The following is a 22,808-nucleotide window of genomic DNA, read 5'->3' as shown; positions in this document are numbered from 1 at the left end:
GGTTGAAGCTATGGATGCCGAAGTGAAGCAAATCTCGAGAGAGTTTTTGGACGACACGGAAGTGAAACGGTTGATCGCCCTGAGTCAATCCGGGGACAACGCTGCCAGAGACCGGCTGGTGAACTGCAACATTCGACTTGTCTGGTCCGTCGTGCAGCGGTTTATGAATCGGGGATACGAACCCGAGGATTTGTTTCAAATCGGCTGTATCGGCCTGCTGAAGTCGGTGGACAAGTTTGATCTCAGCTATGATGTGAAGTTTTCTACGTATGCGGTGCCGATGATCATCGGGGAAATTCAGCGTTTCCTGCGCGATGACGGGACGCTGAAGGTCAGCCGTTCGTTGAAGGAAATGGCGAACAAGGTTCGCAAGAAGAAGGATGAACTGTCCAAGCTGCTAGGCCGGCTTCCAACCGTGAAGGAAGTTGCCGATGAGCTGGGAGTTACTCCCGAGGATGTCGTGTTTGCCCAGGAGGCGAACAAACCGCCGGCATCCATTCACGAAACCGTATTTGAAAATGACGGCGATCCGATTACGCTGATGGATCAAATCGCTGATGAGACCCAGGAGCGCTGGTTTGATAAGCTGGCGCTGCATGAAGCGATCGACGGCTTAACCGACCGGGAGCGTCTAATCGTGTACCTAAGGTACTATCGCGACCAGACCCAATCGGAGGTGGCGACCCGGCTTGGGATATCCCAGGTTCAGGTGTCCAGGCTCGAGAAAAAAATATTGCAGAGCATTCGCGACCAGATCGCGCAATGAATTGGCAAGCCCTTCGGGCAGCATTTGCCTTAAACGGCACGCTGAACCGAGGGGCTTTTGCATTTATGCAGGTCGCGCTTACACGTAATGCTGGAGCACCAATCCGCCATAAATGAACGCGGCCACGATGACAAGAGCAGGATGAATTTTGCGGCGCTCCATCGCCCAGAACGCGATAGCAGCGATCGCCAGCGTCTGCCAGATGCCGATATCGTCTAAGGGCTCTTTGGCCATCCGCCAGGTAAGGGTGACCATCATGATGGCGATCACCGGCTGCACCAGCAAGGTCATCCCTTTGACGACGCTAGACTGGCGGTATTTGGCGAGCAGGCGGAGCAGCAGGATAAGGCCGGCCGCCGAGGGCAGCACGGTGCCCAGCAGCGCAAGTCCAAGGCCGATCCAACCGCCGACCTCAAAGCCTACGTAGGCGGCGATTTTGGTGGCGATGGGGCCTGGTAAGGCGTTGCCGAGGGCAAGCATATTGGAAAATTCCGCATCCGACAGCCAATGATAGTGGGGCACGATCTCCTGGTACATTAACGGAATGGAGGAGGGGCCTCCGCCATAGCCCAGCAAATTGGCGATCAGGAAGCCAAGCAGCAAGTTCAGCCAATCGATCATGGGCCATCTCCTTCCCCGTCCGGTCGCTTACGCTTGCTGCGGAAGCGCGCCATCGCTCGGTAATGTACGGCACCGTAGCCAAGGAACAGCACAATCACGAGCGCTGGATGAACTTGCAAGACCACCAGCAGCAATAGGGCCAGGAGCATGAACAGGATACCGGAGATGACGCCGAGCCCTTTGATTCCTTTTTTCGCAAATTCATAAGCCATGACTCCGAGCATAACGGCGATCACAGGCGAGACAGCCGCGATCATCCCTTTCACGACGCGAGACCCAGCTAGAAGATTCACAGCTGAGAGCAGCAGGAGCATCGCCAGGACACTGGGGAAGATGTGCATGATCACAGCATAGAACGCTCCCAGAACCCCTCTACGCTTATAGCCCAGGTAGGCGGCCATCTTCGTTGCGATGGGGCCGGGCAAGGCGTTGGCGATGGCGAGAATTTCGCCAAACTCTTCATCGCCAAGCCACTGATAACGCTTGACGGCATCGTGCCGGATCAAGGGGATGACGGAAGGTCCGCCACCGTAACCTAACACGCCGGTTCTAACCATGGATACGCCCAGGTCCAAATAATCTTTAAGATGAGGTTTCAAGCGGTTCCCTCCTTTGTTCTTAAGTTACCCGACTTCGCCCAATCCTAGAATAACCAGTCAACCCTATTATAGGGGGAAGGAGAGGGAAGCGGCGAAAAAATGTGCATCGTGAGGCAGGTGCATCAATGCATCAATACGGTTCTGCGGTGATTGCATCCATGTACGATGGTTGTCGCATCCTATATAATAAAGAGCGTTGATATCAATACCAAAATTGGAAGCAAGGGAGATACCAGAACATGAGTGTACATATCGCAGCGAAACCGGGAGAAATCGCCGAAACGATCCTGCTGCCTGGAGATCCGCTCCGGGCTAAATTTATCGCCGAGACGTATTTGAGCGACGTCATCTGTTATAACGAAGTGCGCGGCATGCTTGGCTTTACCGGAACGTATCAAGGGAAACGGATTTCGGTACAGGGTACCGGTATGGGCATCCCGTCGATTTCGATCTATGTGAATGAGCTGTTGAAGGAGTACGGTGTCCAAAATCTGATCCGTGTGGGGACTTGCGGCGGCATGCAGCCGCATGTGCACGTACGAGACGTTATTTTGGCTCAAGCTTCCTGTACCGATTCCAGCATGAACCGCCATGTCTTCAGCGGGTACGATTTTGCGCCGATCGCTAACTTTGAGTTGCTGAAGGCGGCTTATGAGCGCGGCGTGGAAAAAGGGCTGAAGCTGCATGTCGGCAACATTTTCAGCTCGGACATGTTCTATCGCGACGATACGAGTGTGACCCAGCTGCTGATGAAATACGGCGTGCTGGGAGTCGAAATGGAAACCACCGCCCTCTATACCCTGGCCGCCAAATACGGCGTGAAGGCGTTGACGATTCTGACCGTCAGCGACCATCTGCTGACTGGCGAGGAGACGTCGGCGGAGGAACGGCAAACGACGTTTAAGCAAATGATGGAAGTGGCTCTGGATACGGCAGCATCGCTGTAATCCCAGAAGAGCTCAATCGAATCAAGCATGGGAGCGGATGCGTAAGCATCGTCCCATGCTTTTTTTTGCGTGCAAGAGTAAGAGTAAAGCCCCCCCTCGCTTGGCATACTATGGGCAATACGCTAGTGGAAGGGTGGTCAGCATGGAGAATGAGTCCGCGTCCATCGTCTATTTGCGTCTGCGCAAGCAGGTCGGACTTCCCGCCGGGGTGCCGATCCGGCTGCGGGACGTAGCCCGAGTGCTGGCAGAGCCGGAGCTGGAGGGCAAGCTGCTGGAGCTGGAGTTGGTCCGGCCGGAGCAACGTGACGGGAATCTGATCGTGATTGATACGCTGCAGGTCATTTCCGCGATCCAAACGAAGTTTCCCGGGCTGCGGATTGAGCTGCTTGGCGAGCCCCATGTACTCGTGGAAATGGTCAGAGCCGAGAAGAAGCCGTCTCTGCTGCTGTTTGCCTTAGTATGGCTGCTGCTCTTCTTTGGAGCGGCCTTGACCATCATGAACTTTCACGCCGACGTCAGCATGCCCGAGGTTCAGGTCCGGATCGTGGAGATGATCACGGGGGAGAAGGACGAGCATCCTTATCTATTTCAAGGGGCCTATTCCGTAGGTATCGGTTTTGGGATGATCGTATTCTTTAATCATTTGTTTAAGAAAAAATGGAACGAGGAACCCACCCCGCTCGAAGTTGAAATGTTCCTCTACCAGGAGAACCTGAACCAATACGTCGTTGCTGAAGAGTACAAAAAAATGCACCGCGCCGATTCAGCGGCGAAGCGAAGCTGATGTCACCTGTTGCTGCGGGGTTGGCGATCTTCCTTGGCCTGGCCGGCGGCATTGCTATTGGCGGAGGCGTGATCGCCTTATTTATCGTGCTCGACATGATTCCGCGCCTGGCCCAGGTGACAAATTCCTACGATAAGGTGCATTGGTATGAAGGGGCGATGATCGCCGGAGCGGTGATTGGCACGGTAGCGGACTTCTGGAACTGGAAGGTGGCCGGGCCATGGCTGATTACCGGCATCGTCGGTTTGTTTAACGGCGTATTCGTGGGGATGCTGGCGGCGGCTTTGACCGAGGTGCTGAACGTACTTCCCATATTAGCCAAGAGGCTGCATATGCAGCGATATCTGTTTGGCTTCTTGCTCGCGATGGTGTTTGGCAAAATGGCGGGCTCCCTGTTTGAGTGGTTTATTTACAGACCGTGATTTGAAGAAACGGAGGTAGATGTGGATGGAGCAGGATACGCAGGAAACGATGCAGGGCGGAATGGATCAGCCGCAGGCGATCCCGGACTTCGTGCCTGAGGAAGAAGAAAATTTTCTGCAGGAGAATTATCCGGAAGAGGAAGCGATCAGACGGAAACGCGAAGCGGAGCGGTCCGATAACGTTGAGGAGTCGGTCATCTATTGGCAGCAAAGCGATGCGATCAGCCGCAGTCTGACGACAACGAAACATACGCTGAAGGAAGTCATCGGAGCGGGAGAGAGCTTTGACGTTGTGTTCCGCGACATGACCTTCGGCGGCAAACGCACCTGCCTGCTCTTCATCAATGGGTTTGCGAGAACCGACGTCATGCAGGAGATCATTAAACGGCTGACGTATTTGACGCCGGAAAATTTAACGACCGGAGCGCTTCGATCCTTCTTCGAGCTCTATATTCCTCATATTCAGGTGGAAAAAACGGAGAAGCTGAGCGACGCCATCAATAAAACGTTAACCGGCATGAGCACGCTGTTTATCGAAGGCGAGCAAACCGCGCTGATCATGGATACCCGGTTGTACCCGACGCGCAGCCCAGAGGAACCTTCGCTCGAGCGCGTCGTCCGCGGTTCGCGGGACGGATTCACGGAGACCTTGGTGACCAACATTACCTTGGTCCGCCGCCGGCTTCGTGACCCAGGACTGAAGCTGGAGATGGTCAGCGTTGGCCGTCGGACCCGCACCGATGTCTGTATCGCCTACATCGATGATATCGTGGATAAGACCCAAGTCGATTCGATCCGTGAGAAAATCAAAGCCGTTAACATCGACGGGATACCTCTGGCGGATAAGCAGTTGGAGGAAGCGATCATTCACCGAGGATGGAATCCGTATCCGTTGGTACGCTACTCGGAACGTCCGGACGTCGTTGCTTCGCATTTGCTCGAAGGACGGGTTGTCGTGTTTGTGGATACATCGCCCAGCGTGATGATATTGCCGACGACCTTTTTTGATCTATGCCAGCATGCGGAGGAGAACCGGCAGACCCCATTCATGGGGACTTACCTGCGTTGGGTCCGCTTCTTTGGGATTTTCGCCTCGCTCTTCCTGCTGCCGATTTGGCTGCTGATCGTCGTTCATCCGGAGTTCAAGCCGGCGGGGCTTGCCTTTATCGGGCCTCAGGAGCAGGGCAAAATCCCTCTCATCGCCCAATTCCTGTTAGTCGAGTTCGGCGTCGATCTGATGCGGATGGCGGCTGTGCACACGCCGACGCCGCTGGCATCAGCGATGGGCTTGATCGCTGCGATCCTGATCGGTGATATCGCCGTCCAGACGGGGCTGTTCGTCAACGAGGTTGTCCTTTATATGGCGGTAGCGGCCGTCGGGATGTTTGCAACGCCGAGCTATGAGTTGGGACTGGCCAATCGCGTCGTGCGGCTCGCTTTGCTTGTGGCCGTGGCGATTTTCGGCGCCGGCGGGCTGATTGTCGGGATCACCACATTTATCGTTTTGCTGACCCTGCGCCGCTCGAATAATTCGTCTTACTTGTGGCCGTTCATACCTTTTAATGCAAAGGCGATGGCCGGGGTATTATTCCGCGTTCCGGTCATGACATCCAAGCAGAGACCGTCCTCCAACAAACCGCGCGACAACACGCGAATGCCGGGCAAAAAGTGAGGCTTAGGCTTGTTTAACAAATAACACAAATGATATTCCGAAAAATCCATTTTTCAGTTTCCCGGTTGTTTGCTATACTGGTGTAAAATTGTGAAAGTGGAGGACTGCATAGATGTATTTACACGGTACCAGCAAAATTAATGCAAAAGGCCATCTCGAAATCGGCGGCTGCGATACGGTCGAGCTGAAGCAAACCTACGGAACGCCGCTGTATATCGTAGATGAAGCCCTTGTGCGGCAAAGATGCCGTGAATATATGGATGCTTTCCGGGCATCGGGGCTGTCTTTCCAGGTCGCCTATGCCAGCAAAGCATTCTGCGTCATGGCGATGTGCCGGCTGGCCGAGGAGGAGGGCTTGTCCCTGGATGTTGTCTCCGAAGGTGAATTGTATACGGCCCTTCAAGCGGGATTTCCTGCGCAGCGAATCCATTTTCATGGCAACAACAAGACGCCAGATGAATTGGAAATGGCGATTTCCGCCGGGATTGGCTGTTTCGTAGCGGACAACTTTACGGAGCTGCACATGCTGCAGGCGCTTGCCGCCGAGAAAGGCGTTACGGTCAATGTCCTGCTGCGCGTAACACCAGGGGTGGAAGCCCATACGCATGAATATATTTCAACCGGTCAGACGGACTCGAAGTTCGGGTTTGATATCGGCAACGGTTCGGCGTTGGAAGCCGTTGATTTGGCCAACCGCAGCCTGAATCTGCATTTGCTTGGCGTGCATTCGCATATCGGCTCGCAAATTTTTGAAGTGGAAGGGTTCCAGTTGGCGGTTGAGCGCGTCGCGGCTTTTGCTATGCAGGTGAAGGATCAGCTTGGTGTGATCTTCAAGGTGGTTAACCTGGGCGGCGGCTTTGGCATTCGTTATACGGAAGGCGACACACCGCTGAAGGTGTCCGATTATGTTGGAGCGATTACGGATGCAGTGAAACGGGAGTTCGCTGATTATCCGCAGCTTCCGGAAATCTGGGTTGAACCGGGCCGGAGCATCGTAGGTGATGCTGGCACGACGCTGTATACGGTAGGTACAAGCAAGGATATCCCTGGCGTACGTAAATACGTGGCCGTTGATGGCGGAATGACGGACAACCCACGTCCGGCGCTGTACGGGTCGAAATATGAGGCGATGCTGGCCAACCGCGCCAACGATGCCAATGAAGAGATCGTGTCGATTGCCGGTAAATGCTGCGAAAGCGGCGATATGTTGATTTGGGACGTAGAGCTGCCGAAGGTGAACAGCGGCGATCTGCTCGCCGTATCCTGCACCGGTGCGTACAACTACGCGATGGCCAGCAACTACAACCGGATCCGTCGTCCGGCGGTCGTGTTCGTGCAAGACGGCCGCAGCGATCTTGTCGTGAAGCGCGAGTCGTTGCAGGATCTGGTCGCATGTGACGTGATTCCAGAACGGATCGCGAAGCAGCCATCGCTGAAATAGGCAGGAGCGATTGAAGCAACAAGGCCTGAGAGGGAGCGTGTATTCGTTCCCTGTTTGGCCTTGTTTTGCTTGTACGCGGATTTTCTAGTAAACTGTAAGAGGTTTGTCCCAGACGTTCATATAGAAGGGTGTGTACATTGATATGAAAAAAGGTAAAATCGTTTTGGAAAAAGGCGGAGAAGTCGAAATTCAGTTCCTGCCCGAGGAAGCTCCTGGAACGGTCGCGAACTTTGAGAAGCTGGCCAACTCCGGATTTTATAACGGACTTACGTTTCATCGCGTGATTCCAGGGTTCGTCGCGCAAGGAGGTTGCCCGATCGGCAACGGTACAGGCGGCCCAGGTTACACCATCAAATGCGAAACAGATACCAACGTGACCAAGCATGAGCGCGGGGTATTGTCGATGGCCCATGCCGGCAAGGATACCGGCGGCAGCCAGTTCTTTATCGTCTATGAGCCGCAGCCGCATTTGAACGGAGTGCATACCGTTTTCGGTAAAGTGATTTCGGGTATGGAATACGTGGACCAAATTCGTCCTGGGGATAAAATGAAGGAAGTTACCGTTTGGGACGAAGCTTAATCAGCCAGTAAGTAAGAGGGCCCCGCAAATCCAAGTTAGTCTTGGCGCGGAGCCCCTTTTCATTGAATTAAGATTTTCTTTGGTGAGCGGCTTCGTCTTTGATCTCTTCGCGTAAGCCTTCGATAGCGTGCAGTCGTTTCTCGTTCTTCTCCTCGATTTGCTTCTTCTCCTGAGGGGAGATTTCGTCAGCATGTTCGCTGAGGTAATCTTGTCCTTCACGGAAATTCTTAATCGTGTTTTGGATGCTCCGTTGCAGCTTTTCCACATTGTCGGAGCGATTATCCGGTTTTGCCACGTTCATTCCTCCTGAGAATTGAATTTGTCATACGATATCGTTCTTAAGGTTAGCTCTTTAGGCCGGTTTTTATGCACATCTGCAAGTACCCGCTAGGTGGAGGTTCGCTGGCGTTGTGACAGGTGTGCTTGATTTTTTGCAAAATTAGTGCTAACATTCGTCTTGCAGTCATGCAAATTTAATATTTGGCAATCCTTCGGGGCAGGGTGAAATTCCCTACCGACGGTGATGGCTCATTGGACGCTCGTTCGATGAAGCACAAGTCCGTGACCCGCAGCGCTTACGTAAGCATGCGGCTGAGCCGGTGAGATTCCGGGACCGACAGTATAGTCTGGATGGGAGAAGGAAAACGCGAGAGCACGTACGTTATTTTATTTGCGAAGGTGTTCATACCTAAAGAGCTTCAAACGATCAAGTTCTATTTTTCACATATATACGATGGTGAAGAGTCTTGACGTTGCCAAGCTTTCGTTTTGGTCCATTTGTCGTCTTGTACGATCTCAGATTGTGTCGTGGCGACAGGGAGGAGACGAAGGTGCTCTTTTTGATATGCGTAAAACCACTCTCATTTCAACCCTGCCGGATTGCGGCAGGGTTGTTTTTGTATTCTTCGCTTCACGGATTGGTGTAAGGAGGACCGCGGATGAAGGTGATTGACGACGAATATTACATGGCTCTAGCGCTGGACATGGCGGAGCGCGCGCAGGGACAAACCGGGACCAATCCGGTCGTTGGTGCCGTTGTCGTGAAGGACGGGGCATTGGTTGGGCTGGGTACGCACTTGAAGCGGGGAACTCCGCATGCCGAGGTGCATGCCCTGAACATGGCCGGTTCCCAGGCAGAAGGCAGCACCGTTTATGTCACCTTGGAGCCCTGCAGCCATCACGGGTTAACGCCGCCTTGCGCAGAGCGCTTGATTCACGAGAAGGTGCAGCGCGTCGTAGTTGCCTGCGAAGATCCAAATCCGCTGGTCGCCGGCAAAGGCATTGAGCTGCTTCGCGCCGCCGGGATTGAGGTGGAAGTTGGTGTGCTGCGTGAACGGGCTTTGAAGCTGAATCGTCGCTTTATTAAGTTCATCACGACCGGCATGCCGTATGTGACGATCAAATCCGCCAGCACGCTGGATGGGAAGCTGGCGAGCCGGACGGGGGACAGCAAGTGGATCTCCAACGAGGGAGCAAGAGAAATCGTCCATACGATGCGGCATCGCCATCAGGCCATTATGGTAGGCGCCTCGACGATCCTCGCGGATGATCCGCAGCTGACTACCCGGTTATCCGTTCCGGGATTGTCGCCCATTCGCATCATCGCGGATTCGACGCTCCGCATTCCAGAGACGGCACAAGTCCTTCGGGATGGGCAAGCTCCCACATGGATTGTGACGACGGAACAGGCTGATCCAGACAAGGCAGCACGCCTCATCCACCTTGGGGCGGAAGTTCTCCGCTGCGGCAGCGGTCCGCAGGTTGATCTACGGAACGCGCTCGTTCAACTCGGACAGCGAGGGATTTCTTCTGTACTCGTAGAAGGAGGCGGACGTCTAAACGGTTCGCTATTGGAGCAGCAGCTGGTGGATGAGATCGTGCTTTTCCTTGCTCCCAAGCTGATCGGAGGAGCTGAAGCGCCCTCGAGCTTTAGCTTTGTCGGGTATGATCTAATGCGGGATGCGGTGACCTTGCGCGACATGGAAGTCGAACAAATCGGGGATAATGTGTGCATCCGGGGAGTACCGGTCTGGGCGCAGGTGAAGGAGGGAGATCACTAATGTTTACAGGACTTGTGGAAGAAATCGGCACGATGAAATCGATCAGCCGCAAAGGGGAAGCGATGATTCTGAACATTTCGGCGAAGGTTGTGACGGAAGGCATCAAGCTAGGTGACAGCATTTCGGTGAACGGAGTCTGCTTGACAGCCACCTCGTTTGACGCTTCCTCCTTTACGGTAGACGTGATGCCGCAGACGTTCCGCAACACGAATCTAAAGGATTTGAAACCAGGCAGCCGTGTGAATCTGGAGCGGGCCATGGCGGCGAATGGACGGTTCGGCGGACATATCGTACAGGGACATGTCGACGGAGTCGGCACCATTGTCGGAACGAGCCAGGATCAGAATGCGGTCGTGTTTGAAATTCGTCCAAGTAAGCCTTCCTTATTCAAATACATTATTCCTAAAGGCTCCATCGCTGTAGACGGGATCAGCTTAACGGTGGTCGAAGCGGAAGGCGGGACGTTTACGGTATCCATCATCCCGCATACGTTAGCCGAGACGGTGCTCGCCTTCAAGCGGGCGGGAGATACGGTGAATCTGGAATGCGATGTGCTTGGAAAATACGTGGATCATCTCCTCAAGTACGGCAGAGGCGGTCAGGATACGGAAGAAGCGAGCGGCGGCGAATCGGGAATCAACCTCCCGTTTCTGGCTGCGAACGGGTTCGTTTAAATTTGATTTTAACGGAACGGAGAGCTCTGCGCTAAATAAGACCTCCTAGTTCCGTTAGCAGTGCAAATCGCCCAATGTGTTGAGGAATAACGTCTCAGAGTTCTGTTACATCAGACGATCAACATTTACTTTAAGGAGGGGAAAGTGATGAGTGACATTGTATTAGACCGGGTCGAAGAAGCGATTTACGAACTGATGCGGGGGAAGGTCATTATCGTCGTCGACGACGAAGACCGGGAGAATGAAGGAGATTTCGTGGCACTGGCTGAAAAGGCAACGCCCGAAGTGATCAACTTCATGATCACCCAAGGCCGCGGTCTGGTCTGCCTGCCGATTACGGCGGAACGGGCAGAGGAGTTGGATTTGCAGCCGATGGTGGCGCAAAATACGGATAATCATGGGACGGCCTTTACCGTCTCCATTGACCATAAAGATACAACGACGGGAATCTCGGCATATGAGCGTTCGTTGACGGTGAAGGCGATCATGGATCCCAACGCCAAGCCATCGGACTTCCGCCGCCCAGGCCATATGTTCCCGCTGATCGCCAAGAAAGGCGGCGTGCTGCGCCGCGCCGGCCATACGGAAGCAGCAGTAGACCTGGCCCGGATGTGCGGTGCCTATCCAGCCGGCGTCATCTGCGAGGTCATCAAGGAAGATGGGACGATGGCCCGGCTGCCGGATTTGGTGGAGATCGCCAAAACCTATGATCTTAAACTGATCAGCGTCAAGGACCTGATCCATTACCGCAATGAGAAGGAGAAGCTGGTTAATCGCGAAGTGGAAGTGCGCATGCCAACCGATTACGGCGAATTCCGCGCCGTCGCTTATACGAACGACGTGGATAATAAAGAACACGTTGCGCTCGTCAAAGGTGAGATCAACGGCGATGAGCCGGTGCTGGTGCGGGTGCACTCCGAGTGCTTGACCGGGGATGTGTTCCACTCTCACCGCTGCGACTGCGGACCGCAGTTCGAAGCCGCACTGCGCCAGATTGAGGAAGCTGGCAAAGGCGTGCTGCTGTATATGCGCCAGGAGGGCCGCGGCATTGGCTTGGTTAACAAGCTGAAGGCCTACAAGCTGCAGGAGCAAGGCTTTGATACGGTGGATGCCAACCTGAAGCTTGGATTTCCGGCAGACCTGCGTGATTACGGAATTGGAGCGCAGATCCTCAAGGATCTGGGTGTCCGCAAAATTCGCTTGATGACCAACAATCCACGGAAAATCAAAGGCCTGGAGGGCTATGGCCTGGAGGTTGTTGAACGGGTGCCGATTCAAATGAAAGAGAACGAGGATAACACAAAGTATTTGCATACCAAGCAAGCGAAATTAGGGCATTTGCTCAAATTTGACGATGTGGAGCAGGATGAATCCTCCTCACGCGTCTAAATACGGCGAAGTGAAGTTTCCCTTTAGCAATGATCTAACTCCACTAATAGAAAGGTTTGATGAATCATGGCAAACGTATTTGAAGGGCATTTAGTATCGGAAGGGTTAAAATATGCGATCGTGGTCAGCCGCTTTAATGAATTTATTACAAGTAAGCTGCTTTCCGGCGCCTTGGATGCATTGAAACGGCATGGAGCCAAAGAGGAAGAAATTTACGTCGCATGGGTGCCCGGTGCATTTGAAATCCCGTTTGCGGCACAGAAGCTGGCGGAGAGCGGCAAATACGATGCAGTCATCACGCTGGGTACGGTCATCCGCGGTTCCACCACCCATTATGATTATGTCTGCAACGAGGTTTCCAAAGGCGTTGCCGCCGTTGGCCTCAAAACCGGCGTACCTACGATCTTTGGCGTCGTAACGACCGAAAATATCGAGCAAGCGATCGAACGTGCCGGAACGAAAGCTGGAAACAAAGGCTGGGATGCGGCGTTGGCAGCGATCGAAATGGCGAACTTGACGAAACAGCTGCAATAATGCTTATCTTAATGTAGTACCCCTGAGCCGTAGGGGTACTACATTTTTCTTTTGCAACAAACCATTTTTAAGGTAAACTTATGTACATACATGTTTGCATACGGGTGGAGGATGTTCATTGACGACAGTAACGTATAAGCTGGAAACCTTCGAGGGGCCGCTGGATTTGCTATTGCATCTGATCGATAAAGCCGAGATTGATATCCATCAAATCTCCATTAGTGAGATTACCGATCAGTACCTCGAATATTTGCAAGACATGCAGGAGCTTGAGCTGGAGGTCACCAGCGAGTTTCTGGTCATGGCTGCGACGCTGCTGTCGATCAAGAGTAAGCAGCTGCTGCCGAAACCACCCGTCATCGAAATGGACGATGATTTCGATTACTTGTTTGAGGAGGAAGAGGATCCTCGGGACGAGCTCATCCGCAAGCTGATCGAATACCGTAAATATAAAGGGATCGCTGCGCATTTGCATGAACGCGAATGGGAACGCAGCTTGATTTTCTCTAAAGAACCGGAGGATTTGACGCCGTATATGCCGGTTGTGCAGGAGAACCCGGTAAAGGGGTTGCATGCTGCCGATTTGATTGCCGTCTTCCAGAAGGCGATGCGCCGGGCGGCCAAGCGCAACACGGTGGCGCGGATTCACCGCGACGAAATTTCCGTTAAGGACCGGCTCAAGGAAGTCGTGGCCGCGTTCGAGCATGTGGGTAAAGGCGGAAGGTTGCTCTTTTCCAAGCTGCTGCATGTGGAAATGAGTCGGCACGAAATCGTCGTTACGTTTTTGGCCGTGTTGGAACTGATGAAGATGAAGCAAATCGTCTGTTATCAGAACCGGCTATTCGACGATATTGTTATGGAGTGGAGAGGGGAAGGAAGTATCGATGAATTTTCAGGAATTGAAATCGATTATTGAGGGGTTGCTCTTCTTGGCAGGCGAGGAAGGCTTAAGCCTCAAACAGCTGGCCGAAGTGACGGAGCAGCGGCAAGAGGTGGTGTCCGATGCCCTGCTGGATATGAAATCGTCCTTCGAGCGAGCCGGCAGAGGACTGCAAATCGTGCAGATCGCCGGCAACTACCAGCTGGCGACGCTTCCGGAGCACGCCCCTTATTTCGAACGTCTGGCTTATTCGCCTTCGCGTTCGACCTTATCCCAGGCTGCGCTTGAAACGTTATCGATTATCGCCTATCGACAACCGATTACCCGGGTGGAAATTGAGGAAATCCGCGGGGTCAAATCCGAGCGGGCGATTCATTCCCTGGTGAACAAGGATTTGATCGAGGAGGTTGGCCGCGCTGAAGCGATCGGGCGTCCGATTCTTTATGGGACAACCAAGGCGTTTCTGGACTATTTTGGACTGGCCAGCTTAAAGGATTTGCCGGATTTGGCCGATTTCGAAAGTGCCGAGGAGCTGGAGGAGGAAACGCAACTCCTGTTCCAACGCTTAGAGGAACAACAGCTGACGTTTGATGATGTGAATCAGGATTTCGTTGCGCAGGAGGAGTCACCGGAGGAATATCCCGATGATCCGGAACCAGGGAATTTATGAGGACATCCGCAAAGAAACCGCAGGCAGAACGAACCGACGATCCCGCTCAAATTGAGCCGGGATCGTTTGTTATTCGGCCCCAAAACGCATTAAGTTTGTTATCGAACACTTTGCTTAAATCGTGAAACGTATCGAATGATTTTCTTTTGGGATAGCCATACTACGATGGAGTATTTTATCTGATAGGTATGGAGGGCTTTCCCGTGTGGATTTGGCTCGGAGGCATCCTGATCCTGCTGCTGCTAATAGCTGCCTTGATTTTGCTGTCTACCATTACGTTCAATATGACCCTGCGCAAGAAAAATCGGGATGACACGGTGTTGTTGGAAGTCACGATGCTCTATGGCTTTGTTCGCTTACGTTACCAGGTACCTACGATCCGGATCAAAAATTGGCGTGACGGTGTGCAGATCGAGAAAAATCAGCCAGAGAACGTGCTGCAAAAGGAATCCACCAGCGTCAACCATGAGGTGAACAAGGACAAGGTCGAGCTTGGGATGGATCAGTTCGAACGGTTGCTTCAGGCGACCAGCGGGCTGCGGGTCTGGCTTCAATCCACACTTCGCCGCGTTTCCTTCCGCAAGCTGGAATGGTCAACGAACATCGCATTAGAGGATGCGGCCCATACCGCTACATTAACGGGGGCAATATGGGGAGTTAAAGCGACGCTTGTCGGCTGGCTTACCCGCTATATTACTTTGAAGCAAAGACCTAAATTATTTGTGGTTCCTGTATTCGGCAGCAAGCCGTTATTTTCCACGGAATTCCGCTGCATAGCGCAAATTCGCTGCGGTTATGCTATCTATGCTGGACTGGTACTTATAGTTCGCGTGCTAAAAGTGAAGGGAGGAGTTAAAAAATGGCTGACCATCCTATTCAAGGACTAATGCAAACCGCCATGGAAAACATCAAGGAAATGGTTGATGTCAACACGATCGTGGGTGAGCCGGTCGAAACGCCGGACGGCAGCGTGATTTTGCCGATCAGCCGCGTGGGCTTCGGTTTTGCTGCCGGGGGGAGCGATTTTATTGTCGATGACGAACACAATAAATCGGCCACAGGCTCGTCCGAGCACGGCAAAGCCCGTCCGTTTGGCGGCGGTAGCGGCGGCGGGGTATCGATTAATCCGATTGCGTTCCTCGTCGTTGGGAAGCCGGGGGTACACATTGTACCGCTGGATAACCAAACGCATCTTGTCGAAAAAATCATCGATACGTTGCCTGGCGTCATCGACAGAATCCAGTCCATGTTCCCGAACCAACATGCATCTGCGAATGCCTCGATGGCAACAGCACAAGCCGCTCAGATGCAGGAATCGGCCGTCCAAGCCGGCATCAATCCTTTTGCATAACCGCTTTTTGACCGTTGATCCTTTCCGGGCTGCCGGGAGGGGTCTTTTTCTTGATTTCAGGTGGGACATACTCTCTTGGAAAATTGCATATAAGTAAACAAGTACCCGCTACAGTACCTGTTACCGGAGGAATCAACTTATGAAGAAAGACTCACATGACCGCAGATTTCGCACACTTTGCCGCTTATTGGCCGCGGTTCTGCTGCTCGCTTGGGTGAATCCGCAGGCCGTACAAGCTGCTCCCGCTGCGCCATCGATCCATGCTCAGGCCGCTGCGGTCATTGACGTGACTTCGGGCCGCCTGCTGTACAGCTTGCAAGGAGATGACGAGCTGCCGATCGCCAGCTTGACCAAGATCATGACCGCCATCGTGGCTATCGAGCACGGCAAGCTGTCGGATACGGTCACGGTTGGGAAGAACGCGTACGGGAAGGAAGGCTCATCCCTATATCTCCATTTAGGGGAAGAGATGAGTCTGGAAAATATGCTCTACGGGCTGATGCTCCGTTCGGGCAACGATGCCGCGACAGCGATTGCTGAACATGTGGGCGGCTCGGAAGAAGGCTTCGTTTATTTAATGAATGAAAAGGCCAAGCTGCTCGGACTGACGCATACCCATTTTCAAAATCCGCATGGTTTAGATGCCGAAGGGCACTATTCTTCAGCCAACGATTTGGCCAAGCTGACAAGCTATGCTTTGAAAAATCCGCATTTTAAGGAGATCGTCCGAACGCCCAGCAAAACCGCGCCAAATCCCAATGATCCGTGGGATTATAAATGGCTGAACAAGAACAAGATGCTGCGCTTCTATGATGGGGCGGACGGCGTCAAAACCGGCTATACCAAGACGGCCAGACGCTGTTTGGTGAGCTCCGCGACCCGAAAAGGACAACAAATCGCCGTTGTTACATTAAACGACGGGGATGATTGGAATGATCACCGCAAGCTGTTGGACTACGGTTTTGCTAACTTTCCGCTGACGACGTTGATCGGCAAAGGGCAAGAGATTGAAAACAGCCTGGTTACCGGGGCGGAATTCAAATATGCGTTGGCACCGGAGGAAGTCGGTCAGATTGAGAGAAGGCTGAAGCTAGTAGAGGCGCGCACAGGCTCGTTTGGTTATCGCGGAAGAATCAGCGTTCGATTAAAGGGAGAAGAAATCGGCACGGTGCCGGTTTACGATAAGGTCAGCTACAACCCGTCCCTCATGGAGAGGGGAAGCGAGCCGAATGTCGGCGGAGCCTTTGGTTTTGCCTCGGACCATAAGGTAATTCAATTACCTTCCGATTGGTCCGGGGCGTTAAAGAAGGTGTTGCAAACCTTGCTGTTTGACGTTTGAGATTAAGGGAGATAGGCAGGACTGGGCCAAGGAGGGGAAGGAAGAATGGTCAACAAAATATGGCTTGCGCTCATTTTGATCGGGTTTCTCTTTGCAGCCATCAAAGGGGATATCGGCACGGTGACGCAAGCGGCGTTTGACGGAGCCGCGACCGGCGTAACCGTATGCTTTGGTTTGATCAGCGTATTGGTGTTTTGGCTTGGGATCATGCGGCTGGCGGAAGATTCGGGCTTGGTGAAGACGATCTCCAAGCTGCTCGGGCCGATTGTTGCTTATTTGTTCCCCGACGTGCCGAAGAACCATCCGGCCATGGGGTATATTTTATCGAATATGAGCGCGAATTTGCTTGGGCTTGGGAATGCAGCTACGCCGATGGGGATCCGCGCCATGCAGGCACTGCAAGAGCTGAATCCGGACAAACAGACGGCGTCTCCGGCCATGTGTACCCTGCTGGCACTGAACACCGCCAGCATTACGCTGATTCCAACCACGCTGATCGCGATCCGCATCAACTTCCATTCTGCGAATCCGGCAGAAATTGTGGGGTCGACGCTGCTTGCGACGGCCATCGCCACAGGGGCGGCCATCGTTGCCGATCGCTGGTATCGCAGACGGAACACTTATCGTACTCCGCCGCAGGTCTCGGCGCCACCCGATATCTCGCTGAAAGGGTGAGGCACTTTGCTCGATTGGGTGAACCTTATTTCTGCTTGGGCCGTACCGGTGATGATTGCCTTTATTCCGCTATATGCTTATTTCAAAAAAGTACCGGTCTACGAATCGTTTGTCGACGGGGCTAAGGACGGGTTCTCGACCGCCATCGGGATTATCCCGCATCTGGTTGGCATGATGGTGGCGATCAGCGTATTCCGCGCTTCCGGGGCGCTCGATTTCTTTGTCGGGTGGATGACCCCCTTTCTATCCTGGCTTCATGTTCCACCGGAAGTGTTGCCGCTTGGGTTTCTCCGGCCTTTGACCGGGACGGGCTCGCTTGCATTTACAACGGACCTGATCAAAACCTATGGTCCGGATTCGATGATCGGCCGGATTGCTTCCACCATCCAAGGAAGTACCGACACGACGCTTTACGTCTTAACGGTGTATTTCGGTGCCGTGGGGATCCGGAACGGACGTTATGCCCTAAAGGTGGGGTTATTTTCGGATGTAGTTGGCTTTATCGCAGCGATTGTCGTTTGCTTGCTCTTATTCGGTTAATATCTACATATCGTTTAGGTTTGTGAACCGCCCGCAGCCCTTCGCTGATGAGGCGGTTTTTGCGGTTTATTGGGGCCGCTATTGTGATTTTTCCATGAGGTGGGTATCATGTGTATGAGGTGACTAATGCAAATATGGAAAGATTACAGAAAATATTGGCCGCTGCCGGTGTGGCATCGCGCCGTAAATGCGAGGAATTGATTCTAAGCGGCAAGGTTCAAGTCAACGGTGAGACCGTCACGACGCTGGGCACGAAAGCTGATCCGTCTGTGGACGTCATTACCGTCGACGGCAAGCCGATCGGCGCGGAGAAGAAGCTGTACCTGATGTTCAACAAACCAAAAGGCGTCATCACAAGCGCTTCCGATCCCCAAGGCCGGAAAATCGTCACCGACTACTTAAAAGGAATCAAGGAGCGGGTGTATCCAGTAGGCCGGCTCGACTATGATACGGAAGGTTTACTGCTGCTGACCAATGACGGCGAATTTGCGCATCTGCTGACGCATCCGAAGCATCATGTACCGAAGACGTATCTCGCAACGGTCAAAGGGGTGCCGCACGGTACGGCGCTGGACAAGCTGAAGCAAGGTGTGATGTTGGAGGATGGTATGACGGCTCCAGCCGAGGTCGAGTACTATGACATCGACCCGGAGGAGAAATACGCAACCATCTCGATCACAATTCATGAGGGCCGAAACCGTCAGGTGCGCCGCATGTTTGATGCGATTTCGCACCCGGTGACACGGCTCAAGCGCATCTCCTTTGGTGATTTGGTTCTGGGTAACCTCAAACGCGGCCTGTACCGCCATTTGACCAAAGAAGAAGTCGACAGCCTCTACAAACTCGCCCGCACCACTACTCCCCCCACTCCAAAGCGCTAGAAATGCGGTGAACTGGAGGCGAAAGGCAACAGGGTGGAACGATTCTGAACAGCGAAGCGTCAAGGTCTTGCCTTGTAGATTGAACAAAAATACGGAGAATGGCAAAAGGGGAAAATGATTCTGGAGAAGCGGAGCGTTCGCCTTTGTGAGCGGAATTCTACCTTGAACTTGTTATGATTAAGAATTCCGCGAGCAACAGCGATCGTAAGAACATTTTGCCCGGTTGCCCCAGTCGTAGCAAACCCGTCGTTCAAACAACATCAAGGCCTATAAGCGATAGCAGGATCATACGAATCTTTTCACCTTACCGCCCTTTCATCGCATTTTCACCTCATTTCTAGCGCGTCACATAATATTCATATTTCCCCGGGCTGAAACTGCGGCGAATTCCGATATAATGTTCATAGAGTGTTCACGATTTGTTCAACACTTCATGATATTTTTCATAGAAAGGAAGTTAACTATGGGGAAGGCGAGACGGCCGATCCAAATCGTCATCTTGCTGTTGATCGTCATCCTAGGCGGATATGCGATCGGGACCGCAGTGTCCGGCGGCGAGGCCGATAAACCTAAACAAGGCGGGAATCCGCCGGCGTTTAAACTGCTCGGTTTGGATGGACAGGTACATACGTTAGACGACTATAAGGGCAAATCGGTGGTCTTGAACTTCTGGGCTACCTGGTGCACTTATTGCGTGAAAGAAATGCCCGCATTACAAGCCCAATGGGAAAAATGGCGCGATCAAGGCGTCGTCGTCCTGGGCATCAACACGGGCGAAGACGAGATGACCGTACAAAATTTCGTCAAGCAGACGGGCGTGGATTTTCCCATTTTATTTGATTCCGACAATACGACAACGCGCGATTACGGCATCGTGCCGATGCCAACGACGTTCTTTATCGGCAAGAACGGCAAAATTACCTCCATTCATCAAGGCGAGCTGAATTTGGATACGTTGGATGACCAAATCAAGCAGCTGGTGGGGCTTTGACGGCGAGAGGAGGACATAATCGGTGATCGAAAATACAAAATGCGAATGCGGCCACCAAAACCGGGTGGGAACCGTATTGTGCGAAGCCTGCGGCAAACCGCTGCTTGAGGAGGATCAGCAAGGCGGGCTGCTGGAGATGCGTTACGACGGGGTCGCCCGGCGGTCGCAGCGGACCAATCCCAACTTCATTGACCGGGTCTGGAACTTCTTCTCCTCCGTCAAGGTAGCGATTTATCTGATCATCATCACACTGATTGGTGCGATGTTAGGCACGATATTTGAACAGGAAAGCAACTTCATTAACTTCGACCCTTCGACCTATTACAAGAACAAATACGGAACGATCGGCGAAATTTATTACCGGCTGGGCTTGTCCCATACGTATGAATCCTGGTGGTTTGTTTTGCTGCTGGTTATGATCGGGGCGTCGCTTGTGATCTGCAGCTTGGATCGCGTGCTTCCGCTTTACAAAGCGCTTTCAAAGCAAAAAGTGCGCAAGCACCTGGAATTTCTCACCCGGCAGAAAATCGTTTATCAAGGGGAAATCAACGAAGATGGCGCGGAATGGGTTCAGCGAGCCGTCCAACCGTTGCGAAAGAAGCATTACCGGGTTTATACAGACGGCAGCGCCTTGCTGGCAGAGAAACAGCGGTTTAGCCGCTGGGGCCCTTACATTATTCATATCGGACTGATCGTTTTTCTCCTGGCGGTCTTGTTCCGCGGTTTGCCGGGTCTGCATCTGGACAAACATTACTGGTTCCCTGAAGGCGAAATCACGCATATTCCCGAAACGAACCTTTATTTGAAAAATGAGAAGTTTACGGTTGAATATTACAGCGAGGACGAAATGTCCGAGGAATTTAAAGCCAGAGGCAAGGTTGTGCCGAAGCTGTTTGAGACCCAAGCCGTACTGTATGAATGCACGGCGGATTGCGACGATCCTTCGAAGGAGCCGCAGCTTCGCGAAGTCAAGCGTCATGCCATTCGGGTTAACGATCCGCTCAGTTACAAAGGACTTCAAGCGTATCAGTTCGACTTTGATCTCACGCCGAAGCTAAGATCGGTGCAGCCAGCCTTAGTGGATGTCAAAACCGGGAAATCCTACGGTAAATTCAAATTGGACATGAGAAATCCCCAGCGTGAGTATGAAGTTGGCCCTTACCGGTTAACGCTGCAAAATAAATATATGGATTTTTCCCTGAACGACGAGGGAAAGCCGGTATCCATTTCCGGCGAGCCTAACGCGCCTGCCTTTTTATTTTTGATCAAAGGACCGGATCTTCCGGAGGAAGGCGCACAGTACATTTATTTTCCTAAACAGGTTGACAAGGAGCGGTTCCAGCAGGATGCGATTAACGAGCAGCTTGGGGGCGTACAATCGAAGCTGCGGCTGGATGTCCTTGGGATGGAAGACGTCGACTTTATCGAAGCGTCCAGTTATTTGAACATCCGGGTTGACCGGGCAATGCCGTTCGTTTGGCTGGGTCTTGGGATCGTAATGCTTGGACTGGTCTTAGGGTTTTACTGGCAGCATCGCCGCATATGGCTGCGTGTCGATGGCCGACAGCTGACGCTGGGCGGACATACGACCAAGAATTGGTTTGGCATGCGCCGCGAAGTTTCCGCATTCCTCCAATCGATGGGTGTAGAAGCGGATGAGAAGTCATTGGAAAATAGGGGGAAACATCCATGAACTTTTTGGAAATCAGCAGAGTCGCATTTATGACGGCCTTTTTGCTTTATTGTGCGGCTTTTATTTTTTATGTAGTGGCCGTAACAGGCAAGACGTGGCGCAACCGCGACCCGAAGCGCCATGAGAAGAAATGGGGACGCATTTCATTTGCCGTTTCCTCGCTCGGGTTGCTGTCGCATCTTGTCTATTGCGGTACCCGCTGGGCGTATAGCGGACATGTACCCGTCAGCAATATGTACGAATTCATGACGTTCTTGTCCATGATGATTATGGTGGCCTTCACCATTGTCTTTATCATTTATCGCAAAATATTGCTTGGGATGTTTGCACTCCCGCTGGCGATTATCATTATGGCTTACGCTGCTGTATTCCCGCAGGACGTTCAGCCGCTGATTCCATCGCTGCGTTCCATTTGGCTTTATATCCACGTAACGCTGGCGGCTACCGGCGAGGCGTTCTTTGCCGTTGGTTTTGTAGCAGGGTTAATGTACCTGCTAAGGGCCGTGGATTTTAAAGCGACCGATAAGGCAGGCCGCCGTCAAAAATGGTGGGTTGAATTTACGCTTTTTTCTATTATTATAGTATTGGGCTTCATTGTATCCGTCTTTGCCTTCCGGGCAGCCGGATATGAAGCTGTCTTCGTACAAAATCAGACAACGATTGACACCCAAGTGGAGCAGGATAGTACAATAGAAGATAAAGAAATTTATAATCTGCCACCGATCGTTGGTCCGCATCAAAGCGAGCCGGAGCACATTCAGCCGTTCCTCGGCATGAAGAAGCCTTTGTTTGATGCACCTTCCTGGATGAGAGGGGAAACGGCCGGCCGCAAACTGAATACAATAATTTGGGCAATACTAACTGGTACCGTACTTTATTTGCTGCTCCGATTTATTTTGCGCAAGCCGCTCGGCACAGCGTTATCGCCCGCACTGCGGGGAATCGACCCAGATGATTTGGATGAGATCAGTTACCGGGCGATTGCGATCGGATTTCCCATCTTTACGCTGGGAGCGCTCGTATTTGCCATGATCTGGGCGCAGCAAGCTTGGGGCAGATTCTGGGGTTGGGATCCGAAGGAAGTATGGGCGCTGATTACCTGGCTATTTTACAGTGCTTACCTCCATTTGCGCTTGTCGCGTGGCTTCCAGGGGCTCAAGTCTTCGTGGCTGGCTGTTCTGGGATTTCTCGTCGTGATGTTTACACTGGTTGGGGTAAATCTGATCATAGCGGGGCTGCACTCCTACGCGGGTACCGATTAACTCAGGCAATAATACCATATGGACTGCTCAACTGATT

25 protein-coding genes and 1 riboswitch are annotated in these 22,808 nt (G+C 52.7%); of the genes, 22 read left to right on the top strand and 3 right to left on the bottom strand.

What is annotated here, in order from left to right; genetic code table 11:
* The first annotated feature begins 10 nt into the window (after window positions 1–10).
* Entirely contained in the window at window positions 11–766 is a 756-nt protein-coding gene (gene sigF / locus U9M73_RS08070) for an RNA polymerase sporulation sigma factor SigF (RefSeq protein WP_016311742.1), read from the top strand.
* 78 nt (window positions 767–844) lie between these two features.
* Here sigF and chrA read toward each other — a convergent pair whose 3' ends face one another.
* Complete coding sequence (chrA, locus tag U9M73_RS08065; RefSeq protein ID WP_323076772.1) at window positions 845–1,387, bottom strand: chromate efflux transporter ChrA; 543 nt, start codon at window positions 1,385–1,387, stop codon at window positions 845–847.
* On the bottom strand, window positions 1,384–1,986 hold the full coding sequence (gene chrB, locus U9M73_RS08060; protein ID WP_009225825.1) for a chromate efflux transporter ChrB: 603 nt from the start codon (window positions 1,984–1,986) through the stop codon (window positions 1,384–1,386). The genes chrA and chrB overlap by 4 nt, the downstream gene beginning before the upstream one ends.
* A 239-nt stretch (window positions 1,987–2,225) precedes the next feature.
* Here chrB and deoD point away from each other — a divergent pair, with 239 nt between their 5' ends.
* The 6 genes from deoD (at window position 2,226) to U9M73_RS08030 (ending at window position 7,832) form a co-directional block, all read left to right on the top strand.
* Window positions 2,226–2,933, top strand: a complete 708-nt coding sequence (gene deoD, locus U9M73_RS08055) for a purine-nucleoside phosphorylase (protein ID WP_260071269.1) — start codon at window positions 2,226–2,228, stop codon at window positions 2,931–2,933.
* A 142-nt stretch (window positions 2,934–3,075) separates the two neighbouring features.
* Window positions 3,076–3,717, top strand: coding sequence for a stage V sporulation protein AA (locus U9M73_RS08050; protein ID WP_260071268.1), 642 nt, complete (start codon window positions 3,076–3,078; stop codon window positions 3,715–3,717).
* Entirely contained in the window at window positions 3,717–4,139 is a 423-nt protein-coding gene (locus tag U9M73_RS08045) for a stage V sporulation protein AB (protein WP_260071267.1), read from the top strand. Before U9M73_RS08050 ends, U9M73_RS08045 begins: the two co-directional genes overlap by 1 nt.
* A 25-nt stretch (window positions 4,140–4,164) precedes the next feature.
* Entirely contained in the window at window positions 4,165–5,811 is a 1,647-nt protein-coding gene (locus U9M73_RS08040) for a spore germination protein (protein ID WP_323076770.1), read from the top strand.
* 112 nt (window positions 5,812–5,923) lie between these two features.
* Window positions 5,924–7,252, top strand: coding sequence for a diaminopimelate decarboxylase (lysA, locus tag U9M73_RS08035; protein ID WP_323076769.1), 1,329 nt, complete (start codon window positions 5,924–5,926; stop codon window positions 7,250–7,252).
* A 142-nt stretch (window positions 7,253–7,394) separates the two neighbouring features.
* The gene (locus U9M73_RS08030) at window positions 7,395–7,832 is read left to right on the top strand and encodes a peptidylprolyl isomerase (protein ID WP_009225831.1); all 438 of its coding nucleotides are present in this window, start codon (window positions 7,395–7,397) and stop codon (window positions 7,830–7,832) included.
* Window positions 7,833–7,899: 67 nt separating this feature from the next.
* On the opposite strand, the gene tlp is transcribed toward U9M73_RS08030, so the two are convergent.
* Window positions 7,900–8,127, bottom strand: coding sequence for a small acid-soluble spore protein Tlp (gene tlp / locus U9M73_RS08025; RefSeq protein WP_009225832.1), 228 nt, complete (start codon window positions 8,125–8,127; stop codon window positions 7,900–7,902).
* A 188-nt stretch (window positions 8,128–8,315) separates the two neighbouring features.
* A riboswitch (FMN riboswitch) is annotated at window positions 8,316–8,478 on the top strand.
* Window positions 8,479–8,770: 292 nt separating this feature from the next.
* Between tlp and ribD the strand changes: the two genes are divergently transcribed.
* The 15 genes from ribD to ccsA all read left to right on the top strand — a co-directional run bounded on the left by ribD (window position 8,771) and on the right by ccsA (window position 22,771).
* Entirely contained in the window at window positions 8,771–9,892 is a 1,122-nt protein-coding gene (ribD, locus tag U9M73_RS08020; protein ID WP_323076767.1) for a bifunctional diaminohydroxyphosphoribosylaminopyrimidine deaminase/5-amino-6-(5-phosphoribosylamino)uracil reductase RibD, read from the top strand.
* On the top strand, window positions 9,892–10,566 hold the full coding sequence (ribE, locus tag U9M73_RS08015; protein WP_260071264.1) for a riboflavin synthase: 675 nt from the start codon (window positions 9,892–9,894) through the stop codon (window positions 10,564–10,566). Before ribD ends, ribE begins: the two co-directional genes overlap by 1 nt.
* 147 nt (window positions 10,567–10,713) lie before the next feature.
* Window positions 10,714–11,955 (top strand): bifunctional 3,4-dihydroxy-2-butanone-4-phosphate synthase/GTP cyclohydrolase II, encoded by a 1,242-nt coding sequence (locus U9M73_RS08010; RefSeq protein ID WP_323076764.1) that lies wholly within the window; start codon window positions 10,714–10,716, stop codon window positions 11,953–11,955.
* A gap of 66 nt (window positions 11,956–12,021) precedes the next feature.
* Window positions 12,022–12,489 (top strand): 6,7-dimethyl-8-ribityllumazine synthase, encoded by a 468-nt coding sequence (gene ribH, locus U9M73_RS08005; protein WP_323076762.1) that lies wholly within the window; start codon window positions 12,022–12,024, stop codon window positions 12,487–12,489.
* A gap of 118 nt (window positions 12,490–12,607) precedes the next feature.
* Complete coding sequence (locus U9M73_RS08000; RefSeq protein WP_323076760.1) at window positions 12,608–13,405, top strand: segregation and condensation protein A; 798 nt, start codon at window positions 12,608–12,610, stop codon at window positions 13,403–13,405.
* Window positions 13,374–14,039 (top strand): SMC-Scp complex subunit ScpB, encoded by a 666-nt coding sequence (gene scpB / locus U9M73_RS07995; RefSeq protein WP_323076758.1) that lies wholly within the window; start codon window positions 13,374–13,376, stop codon window positions 14,037–14,039. The genes U9M73_RS08000 and scpB overlap by 32 nt, the downstream gene beginning before the upstream one ends.
* Window positions 14,040–14,242: 203 nt before the next feature.
* Entirely contained in the window at window positions 14,243–14,926 is a 684-nt protein-coding gene (locus U9M73_RS07990; RefSeq protein ID WP_323076757.1) for a DUF2953 domain-containing protein, read from the top strand.
* Entirely contained in the window at window positions 14,899–15,390 is a 492-nt protein-coding gene (ytfJ, locus tag U9M73_RS07985) for a GerW family sporulation protein (protein WP_323076755.1), read from the top strand. Before U9M73_RS07990 ends, ytfJ begins: the two co-directional genes overlap by 28 nt.
* Window positions 15,391–15,529: 139 nt before the next feature.
* Window positions 15,530–16,729, top strand: coding sequence for a D-alanyl-D-alanine carboxypeptidase family protein (locus tag U9M73_RS07980; protein ID WP_323076753.1), 1,200 nt, complete (start codon window positions 15,530–15,532; stop codon window positions 16,727–16,729).
* Window positions 16,730–16,774: 45 nt separating this feature from the next.
* Window positions 16,775–17,404 carry a nucleoside recognition domain-containing protein gene (locus U9M73_RS07975; protein WP_260071260.1) on the top strand — a complete coding sequence of 210 codons (630 nt, stop codon included), beginning with the start codon at window positions 16,775–16,777 and terminating at the stop codon, window positions 17,402–17,404.
* 6 nt (window positions 17,405–17,410) lie between these two features.
* A complete protein-coding gene (locus tag U9M73_RS07970; RefSeq protein ID WP_009225843.1) occupies window positions 17,411–17,944 on the top strand; it encodes a spore maturation protein in 534 nt (177 codons plus the stop codon).
* A gap of 134 nt (window positions 17,945–18,078) precedes the next feature.
* A complete protein-coding gene (locus U9M73_RS07965; RefSeq protein WP_260071259.1) occupies window positions 18,079–18,825 on the top strand; it encodes a pseudouridine synthase in 747 nt (248 codons plus the stop codon).
* 463 nt (window positions 18,826–19,288) lie between these two features.
* Complete coding sequence (locus U9M73_RS07960) at window positions 19,289–19,816, top strand: peroxiredoxin family protein (RefSeq protein ID WP_260071258.1); 528 nt, start codon at window positions 19,289–19,291, stop codon at window positions 19,814–19,816.
* Window positions 19,817–19,838: 22 nt separating this feature from the next.
* Window positions 19,839–21,509: a cytochrome c biogenesis protein ResB gene (gene resB / locus U9M73_RS07955; RefSeq protein WP_323076751.1), complete on the top strand. Its 1,671-nt coding sequence runs from the start codon at window positions 19,839–19,841 to the stop codon at window positions 21,507–21,509.
* Window positions 21,506–22,771: a cytochrome c biogenesis protein CcsA gene (ccsA, locus tag U9M73_RS07950; RefSeq protein WP_323076749.1), complete on the top strand. Its 1,266-nt coding sequence runs from the start codon at window positions 21,506–21,508 to the stop codon at window positions 22,769–22,771. The genes resB and ccsA overlap by 4 nt, the downstream gene beginning before the upstream one ends.
* Window positions 22,772–22,808 lie beyond the last annotated feature (37 nt).

The organism is Paenibacillus phoenicis (genome assembly GCF_034718895.1).
In the GTDB taxonomy this organism is placed as follows: domain Bacteria; phylum Bacillota; class Bacilli; order Paenibacillales; family Paenibacillaceae; genus Fontibacillus; species Fontibacillus phoenicis.
Note: the sequence above shows the minus strand (reverse complement) of the source record. Positions and strands in the feature narration are given on the sequence as shown.